The organism is Pseudoalteromonas sp. UBA2102 (assembly GCF_002331165.1).
In the GTDB taxonomy this organism is placed as follows: domain Bacteria; phylum Pseudomonadota; class Gammaproteobacteria; order Enterobacterales; family Alteromonadaceae; genus Pseudoalteromonas; species Pseudoalteromonas atlantica.
The window spans coordinates 32,370-57,314 of sequence record NZ_DCYU01000087.1 but is presented as its reverse complement, the minus strand read 5'-3'; the positions used below and the strand labels follow the sequence as shown (position 1 = coordinate 57,314).

Sequence of the window (24,945 nt, the reverse complement as noted above, 5' to 3'; positions counted from 1 at the left end):
ACTCTCTTTACGTGCAGACAAAGGCATCGATGCCTTTTAGATGGCTGTATTGTAATCGACCTTGAACATTATTATAAGAGGGAGCGATTAGAAACTTTAAATTAATAAACCTTTTAATATCAATATTAATAAGCAAAATTAGTTAACAGCATTTATATCCTTCTAATTAAACAATAAAAGTCTTAGTCCTTTAGTCTAATTTATAGAATTAACATTGAATTTTAATCTAATGGGGTTATGTTATTAAACATCAAAAAATTTACCTTTTCTTAAAAGTAAATTATCAAATAAAAGATCATTTATCTAAACTTTAGGTTAGAAAATAAAATGACAACACACACAAAAATTATCATTGCAGATGATCACCCGCTGTTTAGACAGGCATTGTCACTAATGCTTACCTCAAGCTTTACTGACTCTTCATTGCTTGAGGCTCAAACCATTGCAGAGCTAGAACAAGCACTCATTGATACACCCGACATCGACCTTATTTTATTAGATTTAGATATACCCGGTGCGGAGGGGTTTAATACACTAAATAGCATTCGCCTTAAATACCCACATATCGCGGTAGTAGTTATCTCTGGGTTTGAAGAGTCAGAAACAATCAATAAGGCAGTAGAATTTGGGGCTGCTGGTTTTATACCTAAATCCACTCCCGTTAACGACATGGTAGCTGCACTTAATAGCATTATTAATGGTGAGCTTTGGGTTCCCGCTTATGCATTAAAACAAGGTGCCCAGCAAGATAAAGAAGAAAGTAAAATTTCAACTCTCACTAATCAACAACGAAAAATACTCTTTATGCTGGCTGATGGACTACTCAATAAACAAATTGCGTATGACCTAAACCTGTCTGAATCGACAATAAAGAGCCATGTGAGTACTATATTTTTAAAGCTGGGTGTTAAAAACCGTACTCAAGCCGTTATTTTGCTAAACCATCATAAGCATGAACATGACTTTTTTACTCACAACACACCTTAAAGAAATGTATCGGATATATAATTTTTTTCTAATCGCTTAGTTAAAAGAGAGCTCATCAGCGCTCTTAACGCAATAGGTTTAACTATTTTACGCAAATATCCGATATCAGCATTCTGCGCCTGTTTTTGCACTGACTCATCCATAGTGGCTGTAATGAGAATTGCAGGTAATGGATACCGGCTTACTGCACGTATAGCTTGAATCAGCTCAATACCATTGTAAAAACGAACGTGAGAAGGGCTGTGTTTTTGGGCCCCGAGTAATCCCGTGCTCGTTTGTGAATCACATGCGGGTATAGCTTCATCTGTTAGCTGATAATCAACCAGTAATATATCAATATCTTCCTCGTGGCTTTTGTAAATAGACATAGCTTGTTGAGCATTTGAGGCTATTAGCACATTACACTTCCATGCTGATAGTAAATCCTTCATACCAGCCGTCACGCTTTCCTCATTGTCTATACACAGCACACACACGCCTTGTAAGTTGTTACTCGCCTGTATAGGATTAGGAGGAGCTAGCTTAGCTACAGACGCTAGAGGTACTTCTACACTAAACGTACTGCCACAATTTAATTTTGAGAGCAGCCCAAGCTTATGGTCAAGTATTTCAGCGAGACTTTTAGCAATATTTAGGCCTAAACCAAGCCCTTTCGGCCCCACTAGCTTGGTTGATAATTGTGTAAACTGCTCAAACACTTGCTGTTGTTTTTCGTGTGGGATCCCGGGGCCATTATCAATTACTTGTATGCACAGGTTTTGCCCTTTCCTGCGACTACCTAATAATACTTTTCCAACGTGTGCATAACGAAAAGCATTACTTAAAAAGTTTTGTACAATTCGGGCAAGTAAAGTTAAGTCACTTTTTATATACAACTTACTCGAAGCACATCTAAAATCTATCGCGTAATCATGCGTTAAAGCTGAAAACTCAAGCTTTAACATAGAGAATAGTTTTTCAATTGGAAATACACTGATATCAGGGGTTATATTACCGCTTTCAATACGTGCTATTTCGTTTAAATCAAGTAAAAGGTTATTAGCAATCTCTAACGAGTTATCTATTTGCTTAATTTGCATGCGCTCTTGATCAGAAACTTTGGCGCTTAAACTCACCGAAGATGAAAACAAACGAGCAGCAGAAAGAGGCTGTAATAAATCGTGGCTACATGCTCTTAAGTATTGGCTTTTTTTAAGGTGGGCTTGCTCTGCTTTTAGTTGTGCTGCAACAAGTTCTTGATTCGCTTTTTCGAGCTCAACATTCGCTTGCTCTAACTCTTTTGTTCGTGCCAAAACGCGGCTTTCTAAATCTGTGTTTTCTTCTTTTAAGTATTTCTCGGCTTTCCTAAACTCTGTTATATCTGTAAATATCATTACAAAGCCCCCGCCTGGGATCGGGTTTCCTTCAATATTAATAATTTTGTCATTAAGTAAACGCCGCTCAGACTGATGCCTGCTACCTGCTTTTAAATACTCTAAACGTTTATTTACTTGAGCTTCAATATCACACACATAACGCTTTTGATTAGTAAGGTTGTATCTAATAAGTTCACTTATAGGGCAACCAATATAAATAAAATCTTTTGGGTAATTAAAAATATCTAGATATTGCTTATTCCAAGCCACTAAATTTAAGTCGCCATCAATCACTGATATGCCTTCACTTGTATTTTCAATTGCGCCTTGCAGTACTGAGCGACTAAACTCAAGCTGCTGAGTAGAATTGTCTTCTACAATTTTTGCCACTTGGTCAAAAGCCATATCGCGCCCACCTAAACCAAAAGACAATACTAGTTTAGCTGAAGCTGCTCCAAGTACTGGTGCCAAAGTATTCTCAGCATGAAACAGTAATGCTTCATTGTAGGTTTTATGCTTTTTATCTTTGTGCAGTAAGTTGAATTGAGCAAAGCATTCTTTTGACTTTTCAAAACCAATAAAGCGGGCTAAAAGCAATTCGAGTTCACTTATATCTACCTTGGGTTGCTTAGGAAAATGCCGATGATAATTTTTACCTTTATCGTAAAAAAACTTACTTTGCATTTCTTCGCGGATGTTTTGTCGAGTCAACAATGACACTATAAACAATACACTTATATTTAGGCTTAAACCTATTAGGGTCATTACCGTAGTTTTAGGCCAAGTCGTATTACTAAATAAGTGTTCGTAAAAACCAAGCTGTGGGAGTAAATTGCCAAATCCCCAAATTACAAAACCACAACTTATCCCCCAAAACACGCCCTTTTGCGTGGCCCTTGGCCAAAAAAAAGCAGCAACTAATGCAGGTCCAATTTGCGCAATAGCGCCAAAGGCAATTTCACCTAATGAAGATAACGCGCCAGGAGGAGAAATAAGTAACATCCCCAGGCTCAATGCTATTACAACAACGACTAGCCCCTTACGAATAAATAAAAGCCGTGATTGAAAATGCAAATAGTCATGGTTTTTTCTAGGTGAAAATTTAAATATAAGTGGGAAAACAATTTCATTGCTCAACATCGTACTCAACGCTATGGTAGATACAATAACCATGGAACTTGCTGCAGAAACAGCCCCTAAAAACGCAAATAACGACAACCACACCTGCCCATAATAGGCGGGTAAAAATAATACATAAGCGTCTGCATTTAGTGACTCGGCATAATTTAACGTGCCAGCTAAACCTATAGGCCCTGCAAAAAATGCAAATACTAAAATGTAAGCAGGTAACAACCAACGCGCTAAGCTACTTGTTTTTCTATCTTTTATTTCAACAAACATTACTTGAAACTGGCGCGGTAAACATAAGCAAGCAGACATAACAATGAATAGTAAACCAAACATACCCACCAAATTACTTGGCTCAAATTGCTGCGCTAATGAAACATGCCCTTTTGACTTTTCTAAAATTTCTAAAGGTGAGTCATAAATTACAAACGATACAAAAAGCCCCACAAGTAAAAATGCAATCAGTTTAACGGCTGACTCAAATGCAATAGCTATCATCACTCCAGGGTGGCGCTCAGTTACATCAATGGTTCTGATCCCAAAAATAATTGTAAAGCCAGTTAAAATAACACTAACAATTAAACCTAGCTGCCATACTGGCAGATCCTGACTTTCTTGTAAGATAATATATGAGTCAATAATTGCTTTAAGTTGAAGGGCTATATAGGGCAAGGTGCCTATTAAAGCGACTAATGTAATAATGAGTGCCAAGCTTTGTGACTTGCCAAAACGGGCTGAGAGTAAATCTGCTATTGAGTTTGTTTTTAGTTGCAGACTCGTTTTTATAATTCGCTGTATAAAAGGCCAAGCAAATATAAACAGTAAAATAGGGGCTAAATAAACAGGAATATAATTAAAGGATCCACTGGCGGCTTGTGCGGATGTGCCTAAAAAACCCCACGATGTACAGTATACGCCCAGTGATAGCGCATAAATAATAGCATGCTGCTTAGCAACTAATTTATGACGATACTTCCCGCCTAAAAAAGCGATTAAAAATAGTAAGCTTATATAGCCGATGCTTACACTTATTAGCAACCAGTTAGAGAACATAATGAGCTTCTTATGCGTGCTATTTAGCACGTTTTTTATTATTAGTAGAAGTAGAATTTACCCTTTTTATAACCTGAATTTAACCATATAGCACCCAACTAAAGAACTAGACTAAAGGACTAAACGCTAGGTGCTAAGTCTTATTACTAATTGTTGCTTTGTTCGGTTTACTTACTATTAGCTGAACAACTAATACAAGGGAATAAGCTAGATGTTCGATTCAAAATATAAAAAACTACTCTTGGCATCTTCGTTACTAACTGCAAGTTCAGCCGCTTTTGCCGGCTACGAAATTAAACTAACTGAAAACGATAAACTCACATTTGGTGGTTATATAAAAATAGACTCTCGTTATGTTGATGGCGATGTAGCTTATCGTGATTTTTGGATTGGGGATGGTACAGCGCTTGAAGAAGACGCCTCTCAGTTTAAAATTTTTGCCAATGAAACCCGTTTCAACACCAAGTATGTCCATGGCGATGTTACCGGCTTTATTGAAATGGATTTTAACGGTGGTGGTGGTAACGAAATAATATCGAACTCTGCTAACCCGCGTATACGTCACGCTTTTATAAACTATCAAGACCTCACTGTTGGCCAAACGTGGTCAACGTTTATGAATACCAGTGCAATTCCAGAAGCAGCCGATTTTGCAGGTGCTACCACAGGCCTGGTGTTTATTCGCCAAGGGCAAGTACGTTATAACATGGGTAATTTTCAACTATCGCTAGAAAACCCAGAAACATGGGGCGGCGATACCTCTAACGACAAACTTCCCGATTTAGTCGCTCGCTATAACTTCAAAGATGATTGGGGCAACGTATCAGTATCAGCCCTTGCGCGTCAGCTTAACACTCTCTCAGGTGAACAAGAATCTGCTTTTGGTATGTCTGTGGCAGGTTTAGTTAAAACAACTGGCAAAGATGATTTACGCTTTCAATTTCACAAAGGTGAGCTTGGGCGCTATGTCGGCGCTGCCGCTGCAAAAGATGTATACGATAACGAAGTTGAAGATCTCACTTCGGTACTCATAGCATACCGCCACTTTTGGACAGATACACTTCGTTCAAGCGTACTCTACGGAAAAGTTGAAGGTGATGTGTCTGAGCGCGAACGTACTCAATGGGGCGTTAACGTATTTCAAAATTTAACCAAGGATTTAGTGGTGGGTTTTGAAGTAGGTAACTTCTGTATGGATGAACAAGATAAAGACTCTAACTACGTTCAAGCCACATTGAGATTTGCACTTTAAGCCACTCTACCTCTAATGCTTAGCACCGCGTAACACTCCCAACCAATGTTGCGTTTGGGAGGAGAATACTCTCCTCCCCTTTTTACATTAGAGACAATCAATCCGAAAAATTTGGAGAGCAGCAATGACAGCTTCAATACTTAATGTAGAAAACATATCACTTGCTTTTGGTGGGGTTAAAGCCTTAACCGATGTGAGCTTTTCTGTAAAAGAAGGGTCTGTTTTTTCGATTATTGGCCCTAATGGGGCCGGTAAAACCTCAATGTTAAATTGTATTTCAGGACGCTACACCCCTAATAGCGGTAACATTTTTTTTAATAATAAAAACGTAACAAGTTTGCAGCCAAACGACCGCGCCGATTTAGGCATGGGCCGAACATTTCAAAACCTCGCGTTATTCGGTCATATGTCAGTATTAGACAATATTATGGTTGGCCGTCACCACTTATTAAAAAACAATTGGCTAACGGGTCCATTATATTGGGCATCAGGTGCGCAAAAAGAAGAACTTGAGCACAGACGAAAAGTTGAAGAAGTCATCGACTTTTTAGAAATATCACACATCCGCAAATCTATAGCAGGCACCCTGTCTTATGGTTTACGCAAACGCGTAGAGCTTGCAAGGGCAATGGCCCTCAATCCTAAACTTATTTTACTCGACGAGCCTATGGCAGGCATGAACCTAGAAGAAAAAGAAGACATGGCTAGGTACATTCTTGACCTTAATGAAGAGTTTGGGATCACCGTCGTCATGATTGAACACGACATGGGCGTGGTGATGGATATTTCACATGAAGTAATGGTTTTAGATTTTGGCAAAAACTTAATTTGTGCCAAACCAGAGCAAGTAATGGCAGACCCATACGTAAAACGTGCCTACTTAGGACTCGAAGAAGCCGATAGCGAACCTGAAGAAGTTACCACATTAGAGGAAGTAAGCTAATGACTCACCATGATTCAATTAATGATTTTGAAATGGCCGAACTCAATACCTTTCCTAAAATATTACAGTTTAATGCCCAGCAATGGCCCCATGAAACAGCCATGCGAGAAAAAGAGTTTGGTATATGGAATGAATTTACATGGGAAGATTATAACAACCGAGTGAAGTGGCTCACGCTTGCATTGCTAGATAAAGGTGTAAATAAAGGTGATGCAATTGCCTTGCTTGGTGATAATCGCCCAGAATGGGTATGGGGAGAAGTAGCTGCACACGCAATGCGATGCCACTCTTTAGGTATTTATCAAGATTCAATGCATGAGGAAGTGGCCTACTTACTCCAAAGTAGTCATGCCACGGTTGTAATAGCTGAAGATGAAGAACAGTGCGATAAATTACTCGAACTAGGCGATGAAATTTCACACGTAAAATTAATTGTTTACTGCGACCCTAGAGGCATGCGCAAATACAACGATGAACGCTTAATTGACGTAAATTCACTGTATACACTTGGCCAAACCATAGATAACAGTGAACCCAATCGCTACCCACAACTAATTGAAGCAACCTCCCCAAATGACATAGCAATTTACTGCACCACATCAGGCACTACTTCAAAGCCTAAAATAGCACTACTCAACGGTGGTAATTTTGTTAAACATTGCAGCGCTTACTTAAGAGCCGATCCACGCCAGCCAGGCGATAATTACGTATCTGTATTACCTCTGCCTTGGATAATGGAGCAAGTTTATGCTGTTGGCCAAGCGCTTATTGCACGTCAAATAGTTAACTTTGTTGAAGAGCAACAAACATTAATGTCTGATCTTAGAGAAATAGGTCCAAGCTTTGTATTACTCGCCCCACGAGTATGGGAAGGAATATTAGCGGATGTTCAAGCTCGGATGATGGACTCAACTCCACTAAAAAGAAAACTATTTTCTTTTGCCATGAGCATTGCCGAAAAGAGCCAGCTTAAAGGAAAAAAATCGTGGTTTGCAGAGCTTATTTTAATGAGAGCGCTTAGAGACAGACTCGGCTTTTCATATTTAAAATCAGCAGCAACAGGAGGAGCCGCAATGGGCCCAGACACGTTTAGGTTTTTTCAAACCATTGGGGTGCCGTTAAGGCAACTTTATGGGCAAACTGAAATGTGTGGTGCTTATACAATCCATCATCAAAATGATGTAGATTACGATAGTGTTGGCTTTGCATTCGATAACGCAAAAATTAAGGTTATTAACGAGGATGAAGCCGGTGTTGGCGAAATCGTTGCAAAAACAGTGGGTATGTTTACCGGCTATCTTAATAACCAAGACGCATACAATGAAGATGTTAAAGATGGATGGATGCACACAGGCGATGCTGGCTACTTTAAGCCTTCAGGGCATTTGGTTGTTATTGATCGGATAAAAGATTTAGCATGTACAAGTAACGGCGTTCAATACTCACCGCAATACATTGAGAATAAATTGAAGTTTTCGTCATTTATTGGCGAAGCCGTCATATTAGGTAAAAACAAACCTTATTTATCAGCCATCATTTGTATTCGTTTTAGCATCGTTGCTAAATGGGCAGAACAACACGGTTACTCTTTCACAAATTACACTAATTTATCTACCCACCCTGAAGTTTACAAAAAGCTCAGTGAAGAAATACAACGTGTTAATGAAACGCTCCCTGACGCTCAAAAAATACATAAGTTTTTACTACTTTATAAAGAGCTTGATGCTGATGATGGAGAGCTTACACGTACTCGTAAAGTAAGACGCAGCGTTATTGCCCAAAAGTATGGCGATATCATAGATGCGATATACCAAAATCAAAATATAGTTGATATTGATACCGTTGTTGTATTTCAAGATGGCACTAAAACACGCATTCAAACTCAACTTAAAATCCAACCTCTTATTAATACTCCCACAGTCCCCCCCGTGGACAACACTCAGTCTGAAGCACAACGGAGAGCATCATGAACTTTGAATTACTCATTCAGTTAATCATTAATGGGCTTATTGTAGGCTTATTGTATGGCGTCGTCGGTATGTGTTTTGTTTTAGTTTATAAGTCGACACAAATCGTAAATTTTGCGCAGGGCGAATTTTTACTTGTCGGTGCCTGGGTTTGTTGGAGCGTACTTATTTACTTAGAGCTCCCCTTTATTGTTGGCTTTTTGCTCACAATGGCGTTTATGGCGGCCTTTGGTATTTTGATTCAGATGATTGTTTTACGCCCTATGATTGGCGAGCCAATTATTTCAGTCATTATGGTGACAATTGGATTATCTATTTTTTTCCAAGCGTTGATGAAGTGGATATTTGGTGTATCTGCTCAAAGTTACCCCCAAGTATTTGATGCTCAAAGTATTCAAATTTTTGGTCTAAATATAGAGTCAGCCTACTTAATGAGTACTGTTATAGCCCTAATTATTATGGTCGCATTTTACCTCTTTTTTAAACATTCAAAATATGGCCTCGCTATGCGTGCCACTGCATTCAATCAGCAAATTGCACAAAGCTTAGGTATTTCCGTTAAACAAGTGTTTGCTATGAGCTGGGGCATAGCAGCAACAGTATCAGCAACAGCCGGTATTGTAATAGGCATGGTTAACGGGGTTTCAAGCTCTCTATCAATGATGGGAATTAAAGTGTTCCCAGCCGTTATTTTAGGCGGCCTCGACTCGATTGTCGGTGCAATTGTGGGTGGCTTAACAATTGGAGTGCTAGAAAACTTAGCTGAGTTTTTTGATAGCCAATACCTTCATGTAGGAAACATGTACGACATAGCGCCATTTTACGTCCTTCTCATCATACTTTGGTTTAAACCTTACGGTTTATTTGGGACTAAAGATATTGAACGAATTTAATAGCTTACATTTAGCGGCGCGCTGTAAAAATACAGCGCAATGCGCTTATACATAAATTATAAAAATTAGGATCTTTTTATGTCTAGCTTAACTATGCGCCTATGTGGCGACTTTAGAACCAGTTACAAACAAGACAATACTATTTACGAAACTAAAACTATTCGTAATGTAGCTATTATTGCTATTGCACTACTATGCTGCGCACCATTTTTGGTCGATGCATACTTTTTAACGCTGTTTATTCAAATTTCATATTTAGGAATTGCGGCACTAGGACTTAATATTTTAGTCGGTTATACGGGGCAGATATCGCTAGGCCATGGCGCATTTTTTGGCTTTGGTGCGTTTGCCTCAGCCTGGCTGAATATGTCCTTTGGGATCCCTGTTTTATTGTGTATCCCTATCGCAGGATTTTTAACCATGTTGGTAGGCATGTTATTTGGCCTTCCCGCTTCACGTATTAAAGGGCTTTACTTAGCAATTGCCACTTTAGCTGCCCAATTTATTCTCGAAGATTTTTTTGCACGCGCCCAGTGGTTTACTGGTGGTTCAGCCGGTTCATCTGCTGACCCAGTCTCTATTTTTGGCTTTGTGTTTAATACTGACCGCAGCTTTTTTTACATTGCATTATTTGCCCTTGTTTTTATGTATATCTGGGGATGTAACTTAATGCGCAGCCGAGAAGGCCGCGCCTTTATTGCAGTAAGAGATCACTACCTATCAGCAGAAATTATGGGAATAAAACTTAACAAGTACCGTTTGCTGTCATTTGGGGTTTCATCTTTCTATGCGGGTATCGGCGGTGCGTTATACGCGCATTACCTAGGATACGTTTCAGCTGAAGGGTTTACATTATTCATGTCAATCCAATTTCTAGCGATGATCATCATCGGTGGCTTAGGTTCTATTAAGGGCACCCTTATGGGCGTTGTATTTATGGTGTTTTTACCTGAAGTGTTAGAAAGCGGCGTTGGATTAATGAAAATGACTGATTGGGGCAATATTCCTATGGTGGTTGATGGCCTTGCTTACATTAAAGAAATGGCTATAGGCCTAGTTATTATTTTATTTTTAATTTTTGAGCCTGAAGGTATGGCGCATCGCTGGGCACAAATTAAAAACTATTGGAAATTTTACCCGTTTTCTTACTAACAAATTACACGACAACAACAAGCTCATTGGCATCACAGCCAAAAAATGAAAAAGGAAATTATCATGCACAATAGATTAAAATTAAGTTCTGTATTTGTATGTTGCTCATTAGCTATGAGTAACCATGTTATTGCTCAAGACTCTGTGTTTGTAGGTCACTTAGCTGATATGTCAGGACCTACCGCATTTGTCGGGAAAAACTATGCTGACGGAGTTCGTGATTCGCTCGCTTACATTAATGAAAATGGTGGTATAAGCGGCACCCGATTAGAATCTGAAACTATCGATTACGCCTATAAAGTACCACAGGCCATCGCCTCTTATAAAAAGTGGTATTCGCGTAAAAAAATGGTCGCAATGCAAGGTTGGGGTACCGCTGATACAGAAGCGCTAATTTCGTTTGTAGCCAGAGACAAAGTCCCTGTATTTTCAGCATCTTATTCTGGACATTTAACAGACCCGACTGGCAAAAACCCTCACACTAAAAAACCAGCGCCTTATAACTTTTTTTATGGCGCTTCGTACTCAGATTCTTGCCGTGGACTTGTTCAATGGGCGGCCGAAGATTGGAAAAAAAAGGGAGGTAAAGGTAACCCAAAATTTACTCACCTTGGTGCCAACCATCCATTTCCTAATGCACCAAAAGAAGCATGTGCAGAATACGCAACTGAGTTAGGTTTTGATGTACAACCTGCAATTGTAATTTCGATGAAACCAGGTGATTTTAAAGCGCAGTGCTTAAGTTTAAAAAGCTCAGGTTCTAATTACGGTTACATTGGTAACTTAGGTGGCTCAGTACTTTCATTAGTTAAGTCATGTAACACCGTCGGAACCGATATTCAATTTATGTCAAATATATGGGGCGGCGATAAAAAAATATTCAACGCAGCCGGTGAAGGCATTAAAGATTACATTTTTCCTACAATGACCCCTTTTTGGGAAGATCAAGCGCCAGGCATGAAATTGGTCAGAGAAATATCTAAGCAATCAGATCCATCAGGACAAGTGCAGCGTGTACACCATTATATTCGCGGTGTTTGCTCAACATTTTACATGAAAGAAGCAATGGAGTGGGCAAAAGAAAACGGTGGTATAACTGGCGAAAATATTAAAAAGGGAATGTACGTGAAAAAGAACTGGGTGCCTAAAGGCCTTGAAGGTGTGTGTTTAGCTGCTAACTGGAGTAAAGATGATCACCGTGGCGTAAACCAAGTAAACATATACAAAGGCAATTACAACAAAGGTAATGTAACTGCTGAAAAAGTATCGGTAGTAACACTTGAACGCCGTGACGATTGGTTAGGCTACTAATAAATATAAAAATTGGTTGCAAATATCACTAAAGCTCTTTGCAACCAACCTACAAGACTAAATAATTACGGAGTGTGTATGTCATCAGCAGCAAAAAAATTAGAACCCGCCTCACCCATCTTAACCGTAAATAATATAGAAGTTGTATACGATGAAGTTATTCAGGTTCTCAGGGGAGTTAGCTTAGATGTCCCAGAGGGAGAGATTGTTACTTTATTAGGCCCAAATGGAGCAGGTAAATCAACAACACTAAAAGCGATTTCAGGGTTACTTAAAACCGAAAACGGTGAAGTAACTAAAGGTGATATTACTTTTATGGGCGAGCGCATAGATTCTAAAAATGCAGAAGATGTAGTGCGCAGTGGGTTATTTCAGGTAATGGAGGGGCGTCGTATTATCGAAGATATGACGTCTTTAGAAAACTTAAAGCTAGGTGCATTTACCCGAAAGGATTCGCAAATAAACCAAGATATTGAGATGGTTTACCACTACTTTCCGCGTTTGAAAGAGCGAACAGGTTTAGCCGGCTATTTATCTGGCGGTGAACAACAAATGCTAGCAATAGGTCGCGCATTAATGGCGAGGCCAAAGATGATTTGCCTAGATGAGCCATCAATGGGCCTATCGCCTCTACTTGTTAAAGAAGTATTCGCGATAATAAAAAAAATAAATGAAGAGCAAGGCATCACTATGTTTTTAGTAGAGCAAAACGCTAATTACGCGCTACGCGCAGCTAATTATGGCTACATTATGGAGTCGGGAAAAGTGGTATTAGACGGAACACAAGAGCAGCTCATGAATAACGAGGATGTTAAAGAGTTTTACTTAGGAGGTGGTAACGAAGACCGTAAAAGCTTCAAAGATTTAAAGTCTTATAAACGCAGAAAGCGCTGGCTGTAATAAAAACAGTTTAAATAAATTTACTTTTTAGCATGACTTCGGAGCCCCTTATGGCTAACTTATTTAACCCAAAAGAAAGCCAATCGCATATAAGCCGAGAACACGATTTATTTGCAAAATTACCTGGCTTTATTTCATATGCAAAGCAAAACAGTCCTTATTACAAAAATATATTAGCCGATATTACTGCGGATAATATAACTAATCGGGAACAATTAGCCACACTGCCCATAACCAGAAAATCATCACTCATTAGCTTACAAAAAACAGCTCCGCCTTTAGCGGGGTTAAACTCAGAACAAGGACATATTAGTCGGCTGTTTCAATCGCCCGGCCCTATTAACGACCCCGAAAACTGTGAAAATGACTGGTGGAGAATGGGCCAAGCATTTTATGCAGCTGGATTTAGAGAGCACGATAAAGTGCAAAACTGCCTGTCGTACCATTTAACGCCTGGTGGGTTCATACTCGATTCCGGTGCTCGCGCCTGTGGGTGTATTGTAATACCTGCAGGGCCAGGTCAAACCGAACAACAGCTCGACACCATTGAAGGGTTGAAACCTCAAGGCTACTGTGGAACCCCCTCTTTTTTAAAAATTTTATTAAACAAAGCTCAGCAACAAAAGCGAGATATAAGCAGTATTACTAAAGCATTAGTTACCGGTGAGGCTTTACCTAAAGCACTACGCGATGAGTTTACAGCAGCTGGTATTAATACATTACAAGCTTATGCCAGCGCAGATGTAGGCTTAATAGCTTACGAAAGCATTGTAGATGACGGTTTAATTATAGCTGAAGAGCTTATAGTCGAAATTGTTCGCCCTGGCAGTTTAGAGCCAGTAGCCGATGACGAGGTTGGTGAAGTCGTTGTAACCAGCTTTAACCATGACTACCCGTTAATCCGCTTTGCTACAGGTGACTTATCTGCTATTAAATCAGGGCAAAGCAGATGTGGGCGTACAAATTTACGCATAAAAGGCTGGATGGGCCGAGCAGATCAAACAACTAAAATTAAAGGTATGTTTGTTCATCCCGAGCAAGTAGAGCGCGTTAGATTGAGTGTTAGTGGCATTGCTAAAGTCAGATTGGAAGTCACCAACGAAAGTCATAATGATAAAATGCACCTTTTATGCGAAATCAATAAAGATACCAATAATAAAGATACAACTACACTACAAAACGAACTAGCAAAAAACTTAAAAATATATACTAAGTTAAGTGGTAGTGTTGAGCTTGTGAGCCCAGGCACGTTAAACGATGACGGCAAAGTAATTAATGACCTAAGAGCTACTTCTTAGTCTTATTTTCAACAAGGCTTTGAGCTTGCTAATTAAGCACCTGCTTCAGCAATTTAAAGCCTATACCTCTAAAAGGCAATATATGACTGAAACCGCTTTTCAAGACTGCTACATACAAAGCCTAATCCATTGTTATGGGTGTGGAAAAAATAACCCTGAAGGGCATCAGCTAAAGAGCTATTGGTTAGATAACTATGAGGGTAGTAAAACAATAGCTCAATTTACACCTAAACCTTACCACACGGCTATTCCTGGGTTTGTGTATGGCGGTTTATTGGCTTCCCTTATTGATTGCCATGGCACCGGGAGTGCCGCTGCTATAGTTCATTATAAAAATGATTTAGCTATTGGCAGCGACCCATCAGTGCGCTTTGTTACAGCGGCCTTGAATATTAATTATTTAGCGCCCACACCTATAAATAAACAACTAGAACTAATAGGCGAATTTAGACACATAAAAGATAATAAAGTGATTGTTGATATTACTGTATCTGCAAATAACATAATGTGCGCAAAAGGTGAAGTGATCGCTGTTAAAATGTCAGCCACATTTTTATAAGAAAAATTAGAAGTTTTTAGGCATAAAGCGAGCTTGCGTTATTGCTTACTGTAGTGCTTTTAAAGCATTAATTATATCTTGTGGCTCTGAGCGGGTGCGGTAATCAACATCAACATAGCGCCACGTCACTTTACCTTCGCTATCTAAAACAAACGTGGCAGGGATAGGTAAAATACTGCCGTTGCCGTTATTAAGCGACTCTAAATCAAGGCCGCGGTCTTCGCGCATATGATCTAATAAAAATGCAGGTACTTGCCACGCTTCGCCATAGCTTGCTGCTACATCTGCATTTTGGTCACTCAGCACGACAAAATCCATATTACGTATGTCGTTTTCGCTCATTGAGCCATCGGGCGCTTGTGGGCTAATAGCCACCAGCTGTGCGCCTAATGCGTGAATTTCAGGTAGGCGTGACTGCAATGCTTTTAGCTGTAAATTACAATAAGGGCACCAACTACCACGATAAAAAGTTATAACCACAGGCCCTTTTGCAAGTAGCTCATCTAATAAAACTTGCTCACCGTGCTGGTTCGGCAGTTCAAAGCGTGGGGCATTTTGATCTAAATTAAGTGCATTTGCCCCTTCTTGAAACGCTTTTGCCTGAGCAATGGTTTCATCAACGCCTTTCATAAAATCAGGGTTACCTTTCGCCCTGCTGCTACTTTTGCCTCGGTTTGTGCTTTTAACGTGTTGCTTTCATCGCTCATAATACTGCTACCTTCAAATTAATCAAAAACATAAAACTAGCTTACAGTACGAACATGTATTTGAAATGAAATTATTAATTTAATCAGTTATCTCTAAATCAAACACCACGTTTATGGATGATTTAAAGCTTATTGTTGCCTGTAAATCGTTACTAAGTATTTGAGGAAAAGAGTTATTATCATGCTGCGCCCTGTGCATCTTGGTTATAGCTGTACTAAAACCACTGTCATAGTTGTTTTTAGTTGAGCGAATAGTGCGTACTTCACCTACTTTTGCATTGAATGAATCAGCAAGTAAATCCGCTTTTATTTTTGCATCTTCAATTGCTAACTGTGTGGCTTGCGCTTGTAATTGCTCAAATTTTGAAGATAAAAACTCAATATTTTGAATCGCATTTACTTCTTGGTTCAATAAAAAATCGGTTAAATCGCTCACACGCTCAATACTGTTTAGCGTTACTTCAAACGTTCTTATCGCTGCATATTCGCTAAGGGCCTGATGCCCTGTTTCAATATAATCCATTCCTGTTTTTTCAATTTTAACGTTTGAGGCAACTACGTCATCGGCGCTTATTTCAAATTGATTGAGCCCATCTATTAATAACTTCACTTTATTCTCAAGCGCGTTATTGGCGGCTTTCGGCTCCTTTTTAACACTATTCACCTTAAATAGTATTTTAGCCATGTCAGGCTCAACTAATACCTCTGCAGTGCCTTGCACTGAGATATGACGATTGGCAGGTAAGCTCGAATTAGCACAAGCGATGAGTGGCAAAAAGAGTAGAGCAATAGCGGTAATGAGTTTCACGTCGTTCCTTAAAGTAGTTAGTTAAATAATGATTACGTAAACGTACCTATAATCATACATGTAAAAATAAAAGAAAACTGCCCTTTATTGTAAGCAGAGTTTACCTCGCGCGGCATAAAGCCGCGTCTACAGCCAACCTAGGTTAACTCACCCACTTTTAGCTCTTTACCACGGTTTATTTGGTAGCACTGGGCTAATAATAATTCGGCGGTGGCTTGTGCGTCTGTAAGTGCGTTATGGCAATGATAGCTTGGTAACTCATAACGTTTGCGACACGCACTTAGGGTTAAATCATCTTGTTTTATTTCTGCGCCTTGGCAAATAAGGCGCTTTTTTTCTATGTGGAGGGTGTCGAGTATTAACTTAGGTTGCGCACTTATATTAGCGTTTTTAAGGGCTGCTTTTAAAAACCCCCAATCCAGTATGGCGTTATGAAAAACCAAAATATGGTCACTAAAATCACGGCTTAGCTGCGTTAATATAGTGTGCAGGCTTTGTCCTTTAGCAACGGTGTCGTCAATAATGCCGTGAAAAACAGGGCTTTGGTCTAAGCGTTTAACGTTTTTATTAATTAAATGCTGAGACTCACTCATTTTTATACATTGGTTATCTATTTTTACCCAGGCTGCTGAGACAATTTCATGCTGGTTTACATCAAGCCCAGTAAGCTCTAAATCAATCACTAAATAGCGTTGCGTTAACGCATTTTGACTTAATAAATTACGTCTTTTTATATACTTACTGAGCCATTTTTTTACCACAGCGCTTACCTCTTGTTACAAACTGCCACGGGCAAATTTAAACGCCGCGGCTTGCTGCGCTTGTTTTACTAAATAAAAAGCCTCTTTAAGCTGATGGCGCTCTAATGAACTTAATTTATCAGGGTTTATGCAGTTACTTGGCAAACCTTCTTCGTTTATTTGCGTACTAAAACGCAACTGAGTTAAAAATCGCCAGCAATCTTTTAAATTATAAATATCGTCTTTATTTAGCAGTGAATGCTTAAGTAAAGCATCTAAACGCTCTTGGGTATTGGCGCGTTTTATTCCGGCTTTTAACGCATATAAACGCACTATGTCGTTAATGATCACCACACCACGTTTTTTTAAATCAATGTATTTATGGTTGTTATCATTTTTTTGCGTTTTAAGTTTATTAAACAAGCCAATAGGCACTGAACTGGCTCTTATGTCGGTTGCCATAGCAGCATAAAACAACTCATCGCGCGATATTCTATTTAGCTGCTCGCAAAAGCCGCTGTATAGGGCATTGGAGCCTTCTATAAAGCGCAAATCAAAAAATATTTTGCAGTTAAGCATGGCGTTAGGCGTTGGGCTTTTTATCCATTTAAAAAAGCGCTCGCACCACTGGCTTACACTCATTCTGCACTCATCGCTACTGGCCATAATATTCCCCGGGCAACGCCTAATGCCGCACTCTACTAACTGCTCACATACAAACTCCCCCATGTGTTTAAAGTAAGCTTGGTGTTGCTCGCTTAAATCATCTGGGAGTAATAAGCCATTGTCTTGATCTGAATGCAGGGTTTGCTCTTCGCGTGCTTGCGAGCCAAAACATATAAAGCAAAAACTGGTGGGCGCTGCGCCATTTTCTTCTTGAAATAAATGAATAAGACGCGAAGTAAGTGCATCGGTTAAGCCGCTGAGCAATTTACCAATTAGCGATATGTCTTCTATGTTGTACGAAAAACTACGCAGTAACTCAGGGATTTCTCCTGCATAACGTTTTAAATCGGCAATGCTGTGAGCTTTATAAATACGGCCAATAAGCTGCACAGGGTCACTTTTTTGCTGGCGCAGTAAATCGGTACTGGTAAGCATACCCAAAGGCTTATGGTTTTCATCAAGTACAGGTAAATGATGAATATTGTATTTAAGCATTAAATGCAAAGCAGAAAACACCCGATTGTTTTCAAATATAAATTTAGGCTTTGCACTCATTATGCTGCTAACCGCATCTTGTGGGTCGACTTCATCGGCCAGTACACGGTTACGTAAGTCGCGGTCGGTCACTACGCCAACTAAAATGGCGTGTTCGGTGATCATAATTGACGATACACCGTGTTTTTTCATTTTTTTAGCGGTTTGCCTAATACTGGCATCGGGGGCTAAGGTTATGGCGGTGCGGGTCATCAGCTCAGATATTCTACGCTCAGACCAGCTATCGTTTTTACTTTTATAATGTGATGAAAGCAAACGATTGGCGTGCGCGCGTACAAAATATTGCTCAAACGGTTTGTACTGATGACGTAAAAAGTCAAAATGCGTTTGCGCAAGCATATACACTATGCCCTCTTTTTGTACCTGTAACCTATTTTGAATCGCCTCTCCGGTCAACAAAGAAGGATAGCCAAAGTAATCCCCCTGCGCTAAACGCTTCACTACATCGCCTTTTGCATCCACTAGGTCGTATAAACCGGAGCGAATTAAAAAAAGCTTTGGGGTTTGCGTTTGCAGCCACTGCGCTTGGTTTTCTCGGGTTAAATAAACACTATCAATATGGCTTACAAAATACTCACACGCACTGTCGTGTAGCATGCTAAATGGCGCCTGCATACACACAAACTGGGCAACTTCCTGCTGCTCTACACTCATTGCTGTACTCTTAAAAAGTATACACAAAACCTAATGTACTCATTATTTAAACAAATAAAAAGCCCGACTAAAGTCGGGCTTTTGGTGCTTTATTTTTAAGTAGGCTTAGCGCATTAATGTGCGTGTGCTTCACCTGACCCTTTAGGATTACGAATACCTTCCACCATTTGTTGTATTTCAAGCGGTGTCGATTTTGTTAATTTAAGTACGGTTGCAGCAACCACAAAGTTTATTATCATCCCCACTAAGCCAATTCCTTCGGGCGAAATACCTAAGAACCAATTTTCTGGACTATTAAGCTCAGGGCTTACAAATTTAAAGAAGATAATATACGCAGCGGTAAAGCCTATACCGGTTACCATGCCAGCAATTGCGCCTTCTTTATTCATTGTTTTAGAGAATATCCCCATAATAATTGCTGGGAAGAAACTCGCCGCCGCTAAACCAAAGGCAAAGGCGACCACCGATGCAACAAACCCAGGCGGGTTAATCCCAAAGTAAGCCGATATAACAATGGCAATCATCGCAGCTAACCGTGCAGCGAGTAGCTCTTGTTTATCGCTTATGTCGGGTTTAAGGGTTCGTTTAAGTAAATCGTGCGACACTGATGTTGAAATAACCAGCAATAGCCCTGCTGTGGTTGAAAGCGCAGCAGCAATACCACCGGCCGCTACTAATGCGATTACCCATGCTGGTAAATCAGCAATTTCAGGGTTAGCCAGTACCATAATATCGCGGTCTACTTTTACTTCGTTTGCGCTTGTTGGGTCTTCTACCTTGCCGGCGGTGTAAAACATTTTGCCGTCGCCGTTTTTATCATTAAAGGTAATTAAGCCCGTGCGTTCCCAGTTTTTGATCCACGCTGGTGCTTGAGCGTACTCTGTACCGCTACCATCTTTACCGTTAATGGTGTCAATCATGTTTACACGTGCAAACGAGGCAACCGCCGGTGCAGTAGTGTAAACAATAGCAATAAATACCAGTGTCCACGCTGCTGAAATACGGGTATCTTTAACGCGAGGTACAGTGAAAAAGCGAACAATTACATGCGGTAAACCAGCAGTACCCACCATTAACGCGCCGGTAATAGCAAATACGTCAATCATGCTTTTAGAGCCTTCGGTGTATTGTGCAAAGCCCAGCTCTGCGCTTAACCCGTCTAGCTTATCAAGTACATACATGCCTGAGCCATCACTCAATGTGGCACCAAAGCCGGTTTGCGGGAAGAAGTGGCCTGTCATCATCATTGAAATAAAGATAGCGGGCACAAGGTAGGCAAACACAAGCACACAGTACTGCGCTACTTGCGTGTAGGTAATGCCTTTCATGCCGCCAAGTACCGCATAAAAAAATACAATCACCATTCCAATGTAAACACCGGTTTCAATTTCTACTTCTAAAAAGCGCGAAAATACCACGCCTACGCCACGCATTTGTCCAGCAATGTAAGTAAAACAAATAAAGATGGCACACAAAATAGCAACAACACGTGCTGTTTGTGAGTAGTAACGATCGCCTATAAAGTCAGGTACAGTGAATTTGCCAAATTTACGTAAGTAAGGCGCTAAACACATAGCGAGTAATACATAGCCGCCAGTCCACCCCATTAAGTAAACACCGCCATCGTAACCTGCAAACGAAATAATACCCGCCATTGAAATAAACGACGCTGCGCTCATCCAATCGGCTGCGGTTGCCATACCATTGGCAAGCGGAGGTACGCCGCCCCCTGCCACGTAAAACTCATTTGTAGAGCCTGCACGCGCCCAAATTGCAATGCCGATATAAAGCGCAAAACTTAAACCAACAATTATAAATGTGAGTGTTTGAACATCCATTACCTAGCTCCTATTCGTCTACGCCGTATTTTTTATCTAACGTGTTCATTTTGAAAACGTAAACAAAAATCAAAGCTACAAAGGTGTAAATAGCGCCCTGTTGTGAAAACCAGAAGCCAAGTTTAAACCCAAAAAAACGTACTTCATTCAGTACATCTACCAGTAATATGCCAAAGCCAAATGAGACTACAAACCACACTGCTAGTAACTTAAACAGTAGTGAAATGTTTTCTGCCCAATAAGCTTTTGCTTGTTCTTCATCTTTAAAAGCCATTTTTATTTTCCCCTTTAAGCATTGCATAATTGCAATGAGTGGTTTTTTTATAGTCGGTTATTAATTTAGCAACGCGGCGTGAAGAGTGAAGTGAGACCATAGTCGTAACAGCCTGTTAACGTTTACGTAAACTGCAAATGCAATTGTATTTAAAAATACAATTACACATAATTTTCAGTAGGTTAGCTTTTGCCTAAGCGCGTTAACGGCAAAATTTAAGTGGCTTTGTGTAAAAATGCGACATTAGTCTAATAAATCACCAGAAATAAAAATAATCATTTAAAATCAACACAATAAAAACAACGTTAATATTTTGCATAAAATTGTGCACGCACACTTAAAGTTATCTCTGGTATTGTGTGTGGGTATAAATAATAAGGTTTAATAACAACATGACTGCTGTACTGATTTTTGTAGCATTAGGCTATATTGGGGTGCTGTTTTGGCTTGCTAATTGGGGCGATAAAACAACACCACTTGCTAAACGGATTAGCCATCATCCTTTTGTGTATTCGTTATCGTTAGGGATTTATTGTACCTCGTGGACGTACTATGGTTCGGTTGGTACCGCCGCCACCAGTAGTTGGAGCTATTTACCCATTTTATTGGGGCCTTCATTGTTGTTCTTTTTTGGCCAAGGCTTTTTACGCAAACTGGTATTAGTAAGTAAAAAACAAAACATTACCACCATTGCCGATTTTATTTCTGCCCGCTATGGTAAACGTCAAACCAGTGCAATACTGGTCACTGTTATTGCCCTACTTGCTACCATTCCATATATTGCGCTGCAGTTAAAAGCACTCAGTACCAGCTTTTTGCTTTTGCAAAACAGCAATCAAATATCTGGCGAAATGCTTACCCTCACCGCCACGTTAATTATGGCGCTGTTTGCAATATTTTTTGGTACCCGTAAGGTAGATGTTACCGAGTACCGCTCTGGGCTTATGCTAGCAGTCGCCTTTGAGTCAATGATAAAGCTCATTGCGCTTATTGCCGTCGCTGGCTTAGCCTTGTACACCTTATTTAATTTACCCACCCTTAGCGGCGAAAAAGTCACAGAGTCGATTTGGCAACACTGGGGCAACTTTAACTTTTTTAGTTTTAACTTTATTGGCCAGTCACTTATGGCTGCCGCGGCAATAATTTGTTTACCACGACAATTTCATGTCACCGTGGTAGATAACCAAGACAAACGCCATTTATTTACTGCTCGCTGGGCTTTTCCGCTGTATTTATTACTCACCGCCGCGATGATAATTCCTATTGCTACTGCCGCAATTCACCCAAGTATTGGTAGCAGTTTTTCACCCGACAGCTTTGTATTAGCGTTACCGCTTATTCACGACCAAGCTTTTTTAAGTACCTTTGTATTTATTGGCGGGCTTTCTGCAGCCACCGCCATGATCGTGGTGGCCACACTTACGCTTAGCACCATGATCTCTAACGATGTAGTGCTGCCGCTTATGCTACGCCGTAAATTTAAGCGCAACTTAATTACCAGCAGTTATAAATCGCAAATTTTATTAGTCAGGCGCTTTACCATAGCCGGCATACTTATATTGGCTTATTTTTATCAGCAATGGTTTGGCCATGGTAGTGCGCTGGCCAGTATGGGGCTGGTGGCGTTTTCGTTAGTAACGCAGCTGCTCCCGGCTATTGTGGGTGGGCTTTACTGGCGAAAAGGCCATGCTTATGGTGTATATGCGGGGCTATTAGCGGGTTTTATTTGTTGGGTATTATTTTTAATGATGCCAATTTTAGATGCCGGTAGCGCGCTTGATAGCGAGCTTCAGCAAACCCTTATTACACGCGGCACTCTGATAGCCTTATTTGCTAACATTGGTTGTTATATTAGTTTTTCGTTAGGGGCAGAAGAGCGCTTGATAGATAAAATCCAGGCCGCTGCATTTGTTAACCCTAAAGATCAGGCTATTTTATCGCGCCGCTTAAACAAAAATGTTAAAGCCACGGTTTACGACTTTAAAATACTGCTGCAAACCTTTTTAGGTATTCAGCGCAGCCAACAAGTACTGGCGCACTTTTCACTTTCGCACCAGCTAAGTGACAATAATGCCCACCCCGAGCCCGAATTTATAGCCTACTGCGAGCGTGCGTTAACTGGGGTATTAGGGGCGTCTTCGGCGCAGGCGCTAATACGTACGGTTTCATCGGGTAAACGTATGGCCTTTGAAGAGGTGGTTAACTTTTTTGACGAAACCACACAAGCACTGCAGTTTAACCAAAACTTGCTGTATACCTCGCTCGAAAACTTAAGCCATGGTATTTCGGTGGTCGATAAAGACTTAAAACTGGTGGCATGGAATAAGCGCTACAGCCAAATGTTTGGCTACCCCGACGGCTTTTTAGAAGTGGGGCAACCCATTGAAGATATAATAAGGTACAACGCAGTACGCGGTGAATGTGGCCCAGGCGAAATAGAGCGCCAAGTAGAAAAACGCGTTCAGCATTTAAAAAATGGTAGCTCGCATCACTTTATTCGCCACCGCCGTAATGGCCAAGTGTACGAAATGATAGGTAACCCCCTGCCCGATGGCGGCTTTGTAACGAGTTTTTCAGACATTACAAACCATATAAGTACGCAAAATGCGCTTGAAGAAATTAACATGGATCTTGAAAACCGCATTGAAGCGCGAACCCAAGAAGTGCAAACCATTAATAAAGACTTACAAGCACAAATAGATAGCCGAGTAAAAACAGAGCAAGCACTTACTTTAGCCAAGCGCGAAGCAGAGCAAGCCAACGACAGTAAAACGCGATTTTTAGCACTGGCTAGCCACGATATTTTACAGCCTCTTAACGCGGCGCGTTTATACCTTGCAGCCATTGATGAAAAGCAGCTTGATACAACTAACCAAAATAGCTTTAATAAGCTTGGCCACAGTTTAGACTCAACCGTGCATTTAATGTCGGCCTTACTAGAAATTGCCAAGTTAGAGCAAGGCGCAATGACCCCAACTCCACGGCACTTTTGTATAAACGATATACTTATGCCACTGCAAAGCGAGTACGCTATTTTATCAAGCGATAAAGGCTTAAAACTAACCGTGCGTTCAAACGCACAAATTGTGCATAGCGACATTACCTACTTGCGCCGAATTATACAAAACTTGGTGTCTAATGCGGTTAAATACACCGAAACAGGGCGAGTATTAATAGCATGCAGAAACCGTAAACATAATTTACGTATAGAAGTATGGGACACCGGCCCAGGTATTAGCCAAATAGAACAAGCTAAAATATTTAACGACTTTTACCGTATAGAAGCGGGTGATAACAAAGGCGTTGGTTTAGGGCTTGGCGTTGTAAAACGTATGGCCGATTTACTTAGCTTAGAGCTTGATGTGCACTCAGAGCCCGGTAAAGGGAGCCGCTTTAGTATTGAAGTACCCTATGGGGATGCGCAATTTGTACAACAAAAAGCAACGGCCAGCAGTTTAGTAGAAAACCGCGCCGCGATTAACATAGTCGCGGTAGACGATGACCCCGAAAACCTAGCAGCAATGGCCAGTTTACTTAAAAAATGGCAAGCCAATTACACCTTGTTTGACGATGTAAATAAAGTACTCGCGCACGCTAAACAGCACGCAGCGCCCGATGTGATTTTAATGGATTACCAATTAGGTAATGATTGCGATGGTATTTCGCTTATAAAAACACTGCGTGATACATGGCAAAGCGAAGTGCCCGCCATACTTATAACCGCCGTACGCGACACCGAGCTTAAACAAGAAACCAAAGCGGCTAATATTCATTATTTAAGTAAGCCTATTAAGCCAGGTAAGCTAAAAGCACTGCTTAATCACAGCACGTAATAGCCAATTAGCAGCAAAAAATAAGCCCAGTATTAGCTGGGCTTATTTATGTGCTTAACAAAGCGTTGGAAC

17 protein-coding genes and 1 pseudogene are annotated in these 24,945 nt (G+C 40.4%); 11 read left to right on the top strand and 7 right to left on the bottom strand.

Annotated features, from left to right (window positions below):
• Nucleotides 1-327 precede the first annotated feature (327 nt).
• Entirely contained in the window at nucleotides 328-987 is a 660-nt protein-coding gene (locus B2R65_RS12035) for a response regulator (protein WP_286742976.1), read from the top strand.
• Here B2R65_RS12035 and B2R65_RS12030 read toward each other — a convergent pair.
• The gene (locus B2R65_RS12030; RefSeq protein WP_286742973.1) at nucleotides 984-4,523 is read right to left on the bottom strand and encodes a hybrid sensor histidine kinase/response regulator; all 3,540 of its coding nucleotides are present in this window, start codon (nucleotides 4,521-4,523) and stop codon (nucleotides 984-986) included. The two genes, B2R65_RS12035 and B2R65_RS12030, sit on opposite strands and share 4 nt — an antisense overlap.
• Before the next feature lie 211 nt (nucleotides 4,524-4,734).
• On the opposite strand from B2R65_RS12030, the gene B2R65_RS12025 reads away from it, so the two are divergent.
• From B2R65_RS12025 to B2R65_RS11985, 9 genes are all read left to right on the top strand, one after another.
• Nucleotides 4,735-5,775 (top strand): DcaP family trimeric outer membrane transporter, encoded by a 1,041-nt coding sequence (locus B2R65_RS12025; RefSeq protein ID WP_006791863.1) that lies wholly within the window; start codon nucleotides 4,735-4,737, stop codon nucleotides 5,773-5,775.
• 124 nt (nucleotides 5,776-5,899) lie between these two features.
• A complete protein-coding gene (locus tag B2R65_RS12020) occupies nucleotides 5,900-6,718 on the top strand; it encodes an ABC transporter ATP-binding protein (RefSeq protein WP_286742969.1) in 819 nt (272 codons plus the stop codon).
• Nucleotides 6,718-8,688, top strand: coding sequence for a long-chain fatty acid--CoA ligase (locus B2R65_RS12015; RefSeq protein WP_286742967.1), 1,971 nt, complete (start codon nucleotides 6,718-6,720; stop codon nucleotides 8,686-8,688). The genes B2R65_RS12020 and B2R65_RS12015 overlap by 1 nt, the downstream gene beginning before the upstream one ends.
• A complete protein-coding gene (locus B2R65_RS12010) occupies nucleotides 8,685-9,578 on the top strand; it encodes a branched-chain amino acid ABC transporter permease (protein WP_006791860.1) in 894 nt (297 codons plus the stop codon). The genes B2R65_RS12015 and B2R65_RS12010 overlap by 4 nt, the downstream gene beginning before the upstream one ends.
• A gap of 78 nt (nucleotides 9,579-9,656) precedes the next feature.
• A complete protein-coding gene (locus B2R65_RS12005; protein WP_286742963.1) occupies nucleotides 9,657-10,730 on the top strand; it encodes a branched-chain amino acid ABC transporter permease in 1,074 nt (357 codons plus the stop codon).
• A gap of 63 nt (nucleotides 10,731-10,793) precedes the next feature.
• Nucleotides 10,794-12,041, top strand: coding sequence for an ABC transporter substrate-binding protein (locus B2R65_RS12000; protein WP_286742960.1), 1,248 nt, complete (start codon nucleotides 10,794-10,796; stop codon nucleotides 12,039-12,041).
• Nucleotides 12,042-12,119: 78 nt separating this feature from the next.
• Nucleotides 12,120-12,941: an ABC transporter ATP-binding protein gene (locus tag B2R65_RS11995; protein WP_273609363.1), complete on the top strand. Its 822-nt coding sequence runs from the start codon at nucleotides 12,120-12,122 to the stop codon at nucleotides 12,939-12,941.
• A 50-nt stretch (nucleotides 12,942-12,991) separates the two neighbouring features.
• Nucleotides 12,992-14,239, top strand: a complete 1,248-nt coding sequence (locus B2R65_RS11990) for a phenylacetate--CoA ligase family protein (protein WP_286742955.1) — start codon at nucleotides 12,992-12,994, stop codon at nucleotides 14,237-14,239.
• 82 nt (nucleotides 14,240-14,321) lie between these two features.
• Nucleotides 14,322-14,798, top strand: coding sequence for a PaaI family thioesterase (locus B2R65_RS11985; protein ID WP_286742952.1), 477 nt, complete (start codon nucleotides 14,322-14,324; stop codon nucleotides 14,796-14,798).
• Between the two features lie 45 nt (nucleotides 14,799-14,843).
• On the opposite strand, the pseudogene B2R65_RS11980 reads toward B2R65_RS11985, so the two are convergent.
• The 6 genes and pseudogenes from B2R65_RS11980 to B2R65_RS11955 form a co-directional block, all read right to left on the bottom strand.
• A pseudogene (locus tag B2R65_RS11980) lies at nucleotides 14,844-15,505 on the bottom strand (peroxiredoxin-like family protein).
• A gap of 79 nt (nucleotides 15,506-15,584) precedes the next feature.
• Nucleotides 15,585-16,313, bottom strand: a complete 729-nt coding sequence (locus tag B2R65_RS11975) for an SIMPL domain-containing protein (RefSeq protein ID WP_286742949.1) — start codon at nucleotides 16,311-16,313, stop codon at nucleotides 15,585-15,587.
• Between the two features lie 137 nt (nucleotides 16,314-16,450).
• Entirely contained in the window at nucleotides 16,451-17,074 is a 624-nt protein-coding gene (locus B2R65_RS11970) for a 3'-5' exonuclease (RefSeq protein ID WP_286742947.1), read from the bottom strand.
• Nucleotides 17,075-17,089: 15 nt separating this feature from the next.
• Nucleotides 17,090-18,928 carry a DUF294 nucleotidyltransferase-like domain-containing protein gene (locus B2R65_RS11965; protein WP_286742945.1) on the bottom strand — a complete coding sequence of 613 codons (1,839 nt, stop codon included), beginning with the start codon at nucleotides 18,926-18,928 and terminating at the stop codon, nucleotides 17,090-17,092.
• Between the two features lie 113 nt (nucleotides 18,929-19,041).
• Nucleotides 19,042-20,766: a sodium:solute symporter family protein gene (locus B2R65_RS11960; RefSeq protein WP_004586075.1), complete on the bottom strand. Its 1,725-nt coding sequence runs from the start codon at nucleotides 20,764-20,766 to the stop codon at nucleotides 19,042-19,044.
• A gap of 10 nt (nucleotides 20,767-20,776) precedes the next feature.
• Nucleotides 20,777-21,040: a DUF4212 domain-containing protein gene (locus tag B2R65_RS11955; protein WP_004586074.1), complete on the bottom strand. Its 264-nt coding sequence runs from the start codon at nucleotides 21,038-21,040 to the stop codon at nucleotides 20,777-20,779.
• Between the two features lie 392 nt (nucleotides 21,041-21,432).
• Here B2R65_RS11955 and B2R65_RS11950 point away from each other — a divergent pair, with 392 nt between their 5' ends.
• Nucleotides 21,433-24,873 carry a PAS domain-containing hybrid sensor histidine kinase/response regulator gene (locus B2R65_RS11950; RefSeq protein WP_286742923.1) on the top strand — a complete coding sequence of 1,147 codons (3,441 nt, stop codon included), beginning with the start codon at nucleotides 21,433-21,435 and terminating at the stop codon, nucleotides 24,871-24,873.
• The last annotated feature ends 72 nt before the right edge of the window (nucleotides 24,874-24,945 follow it).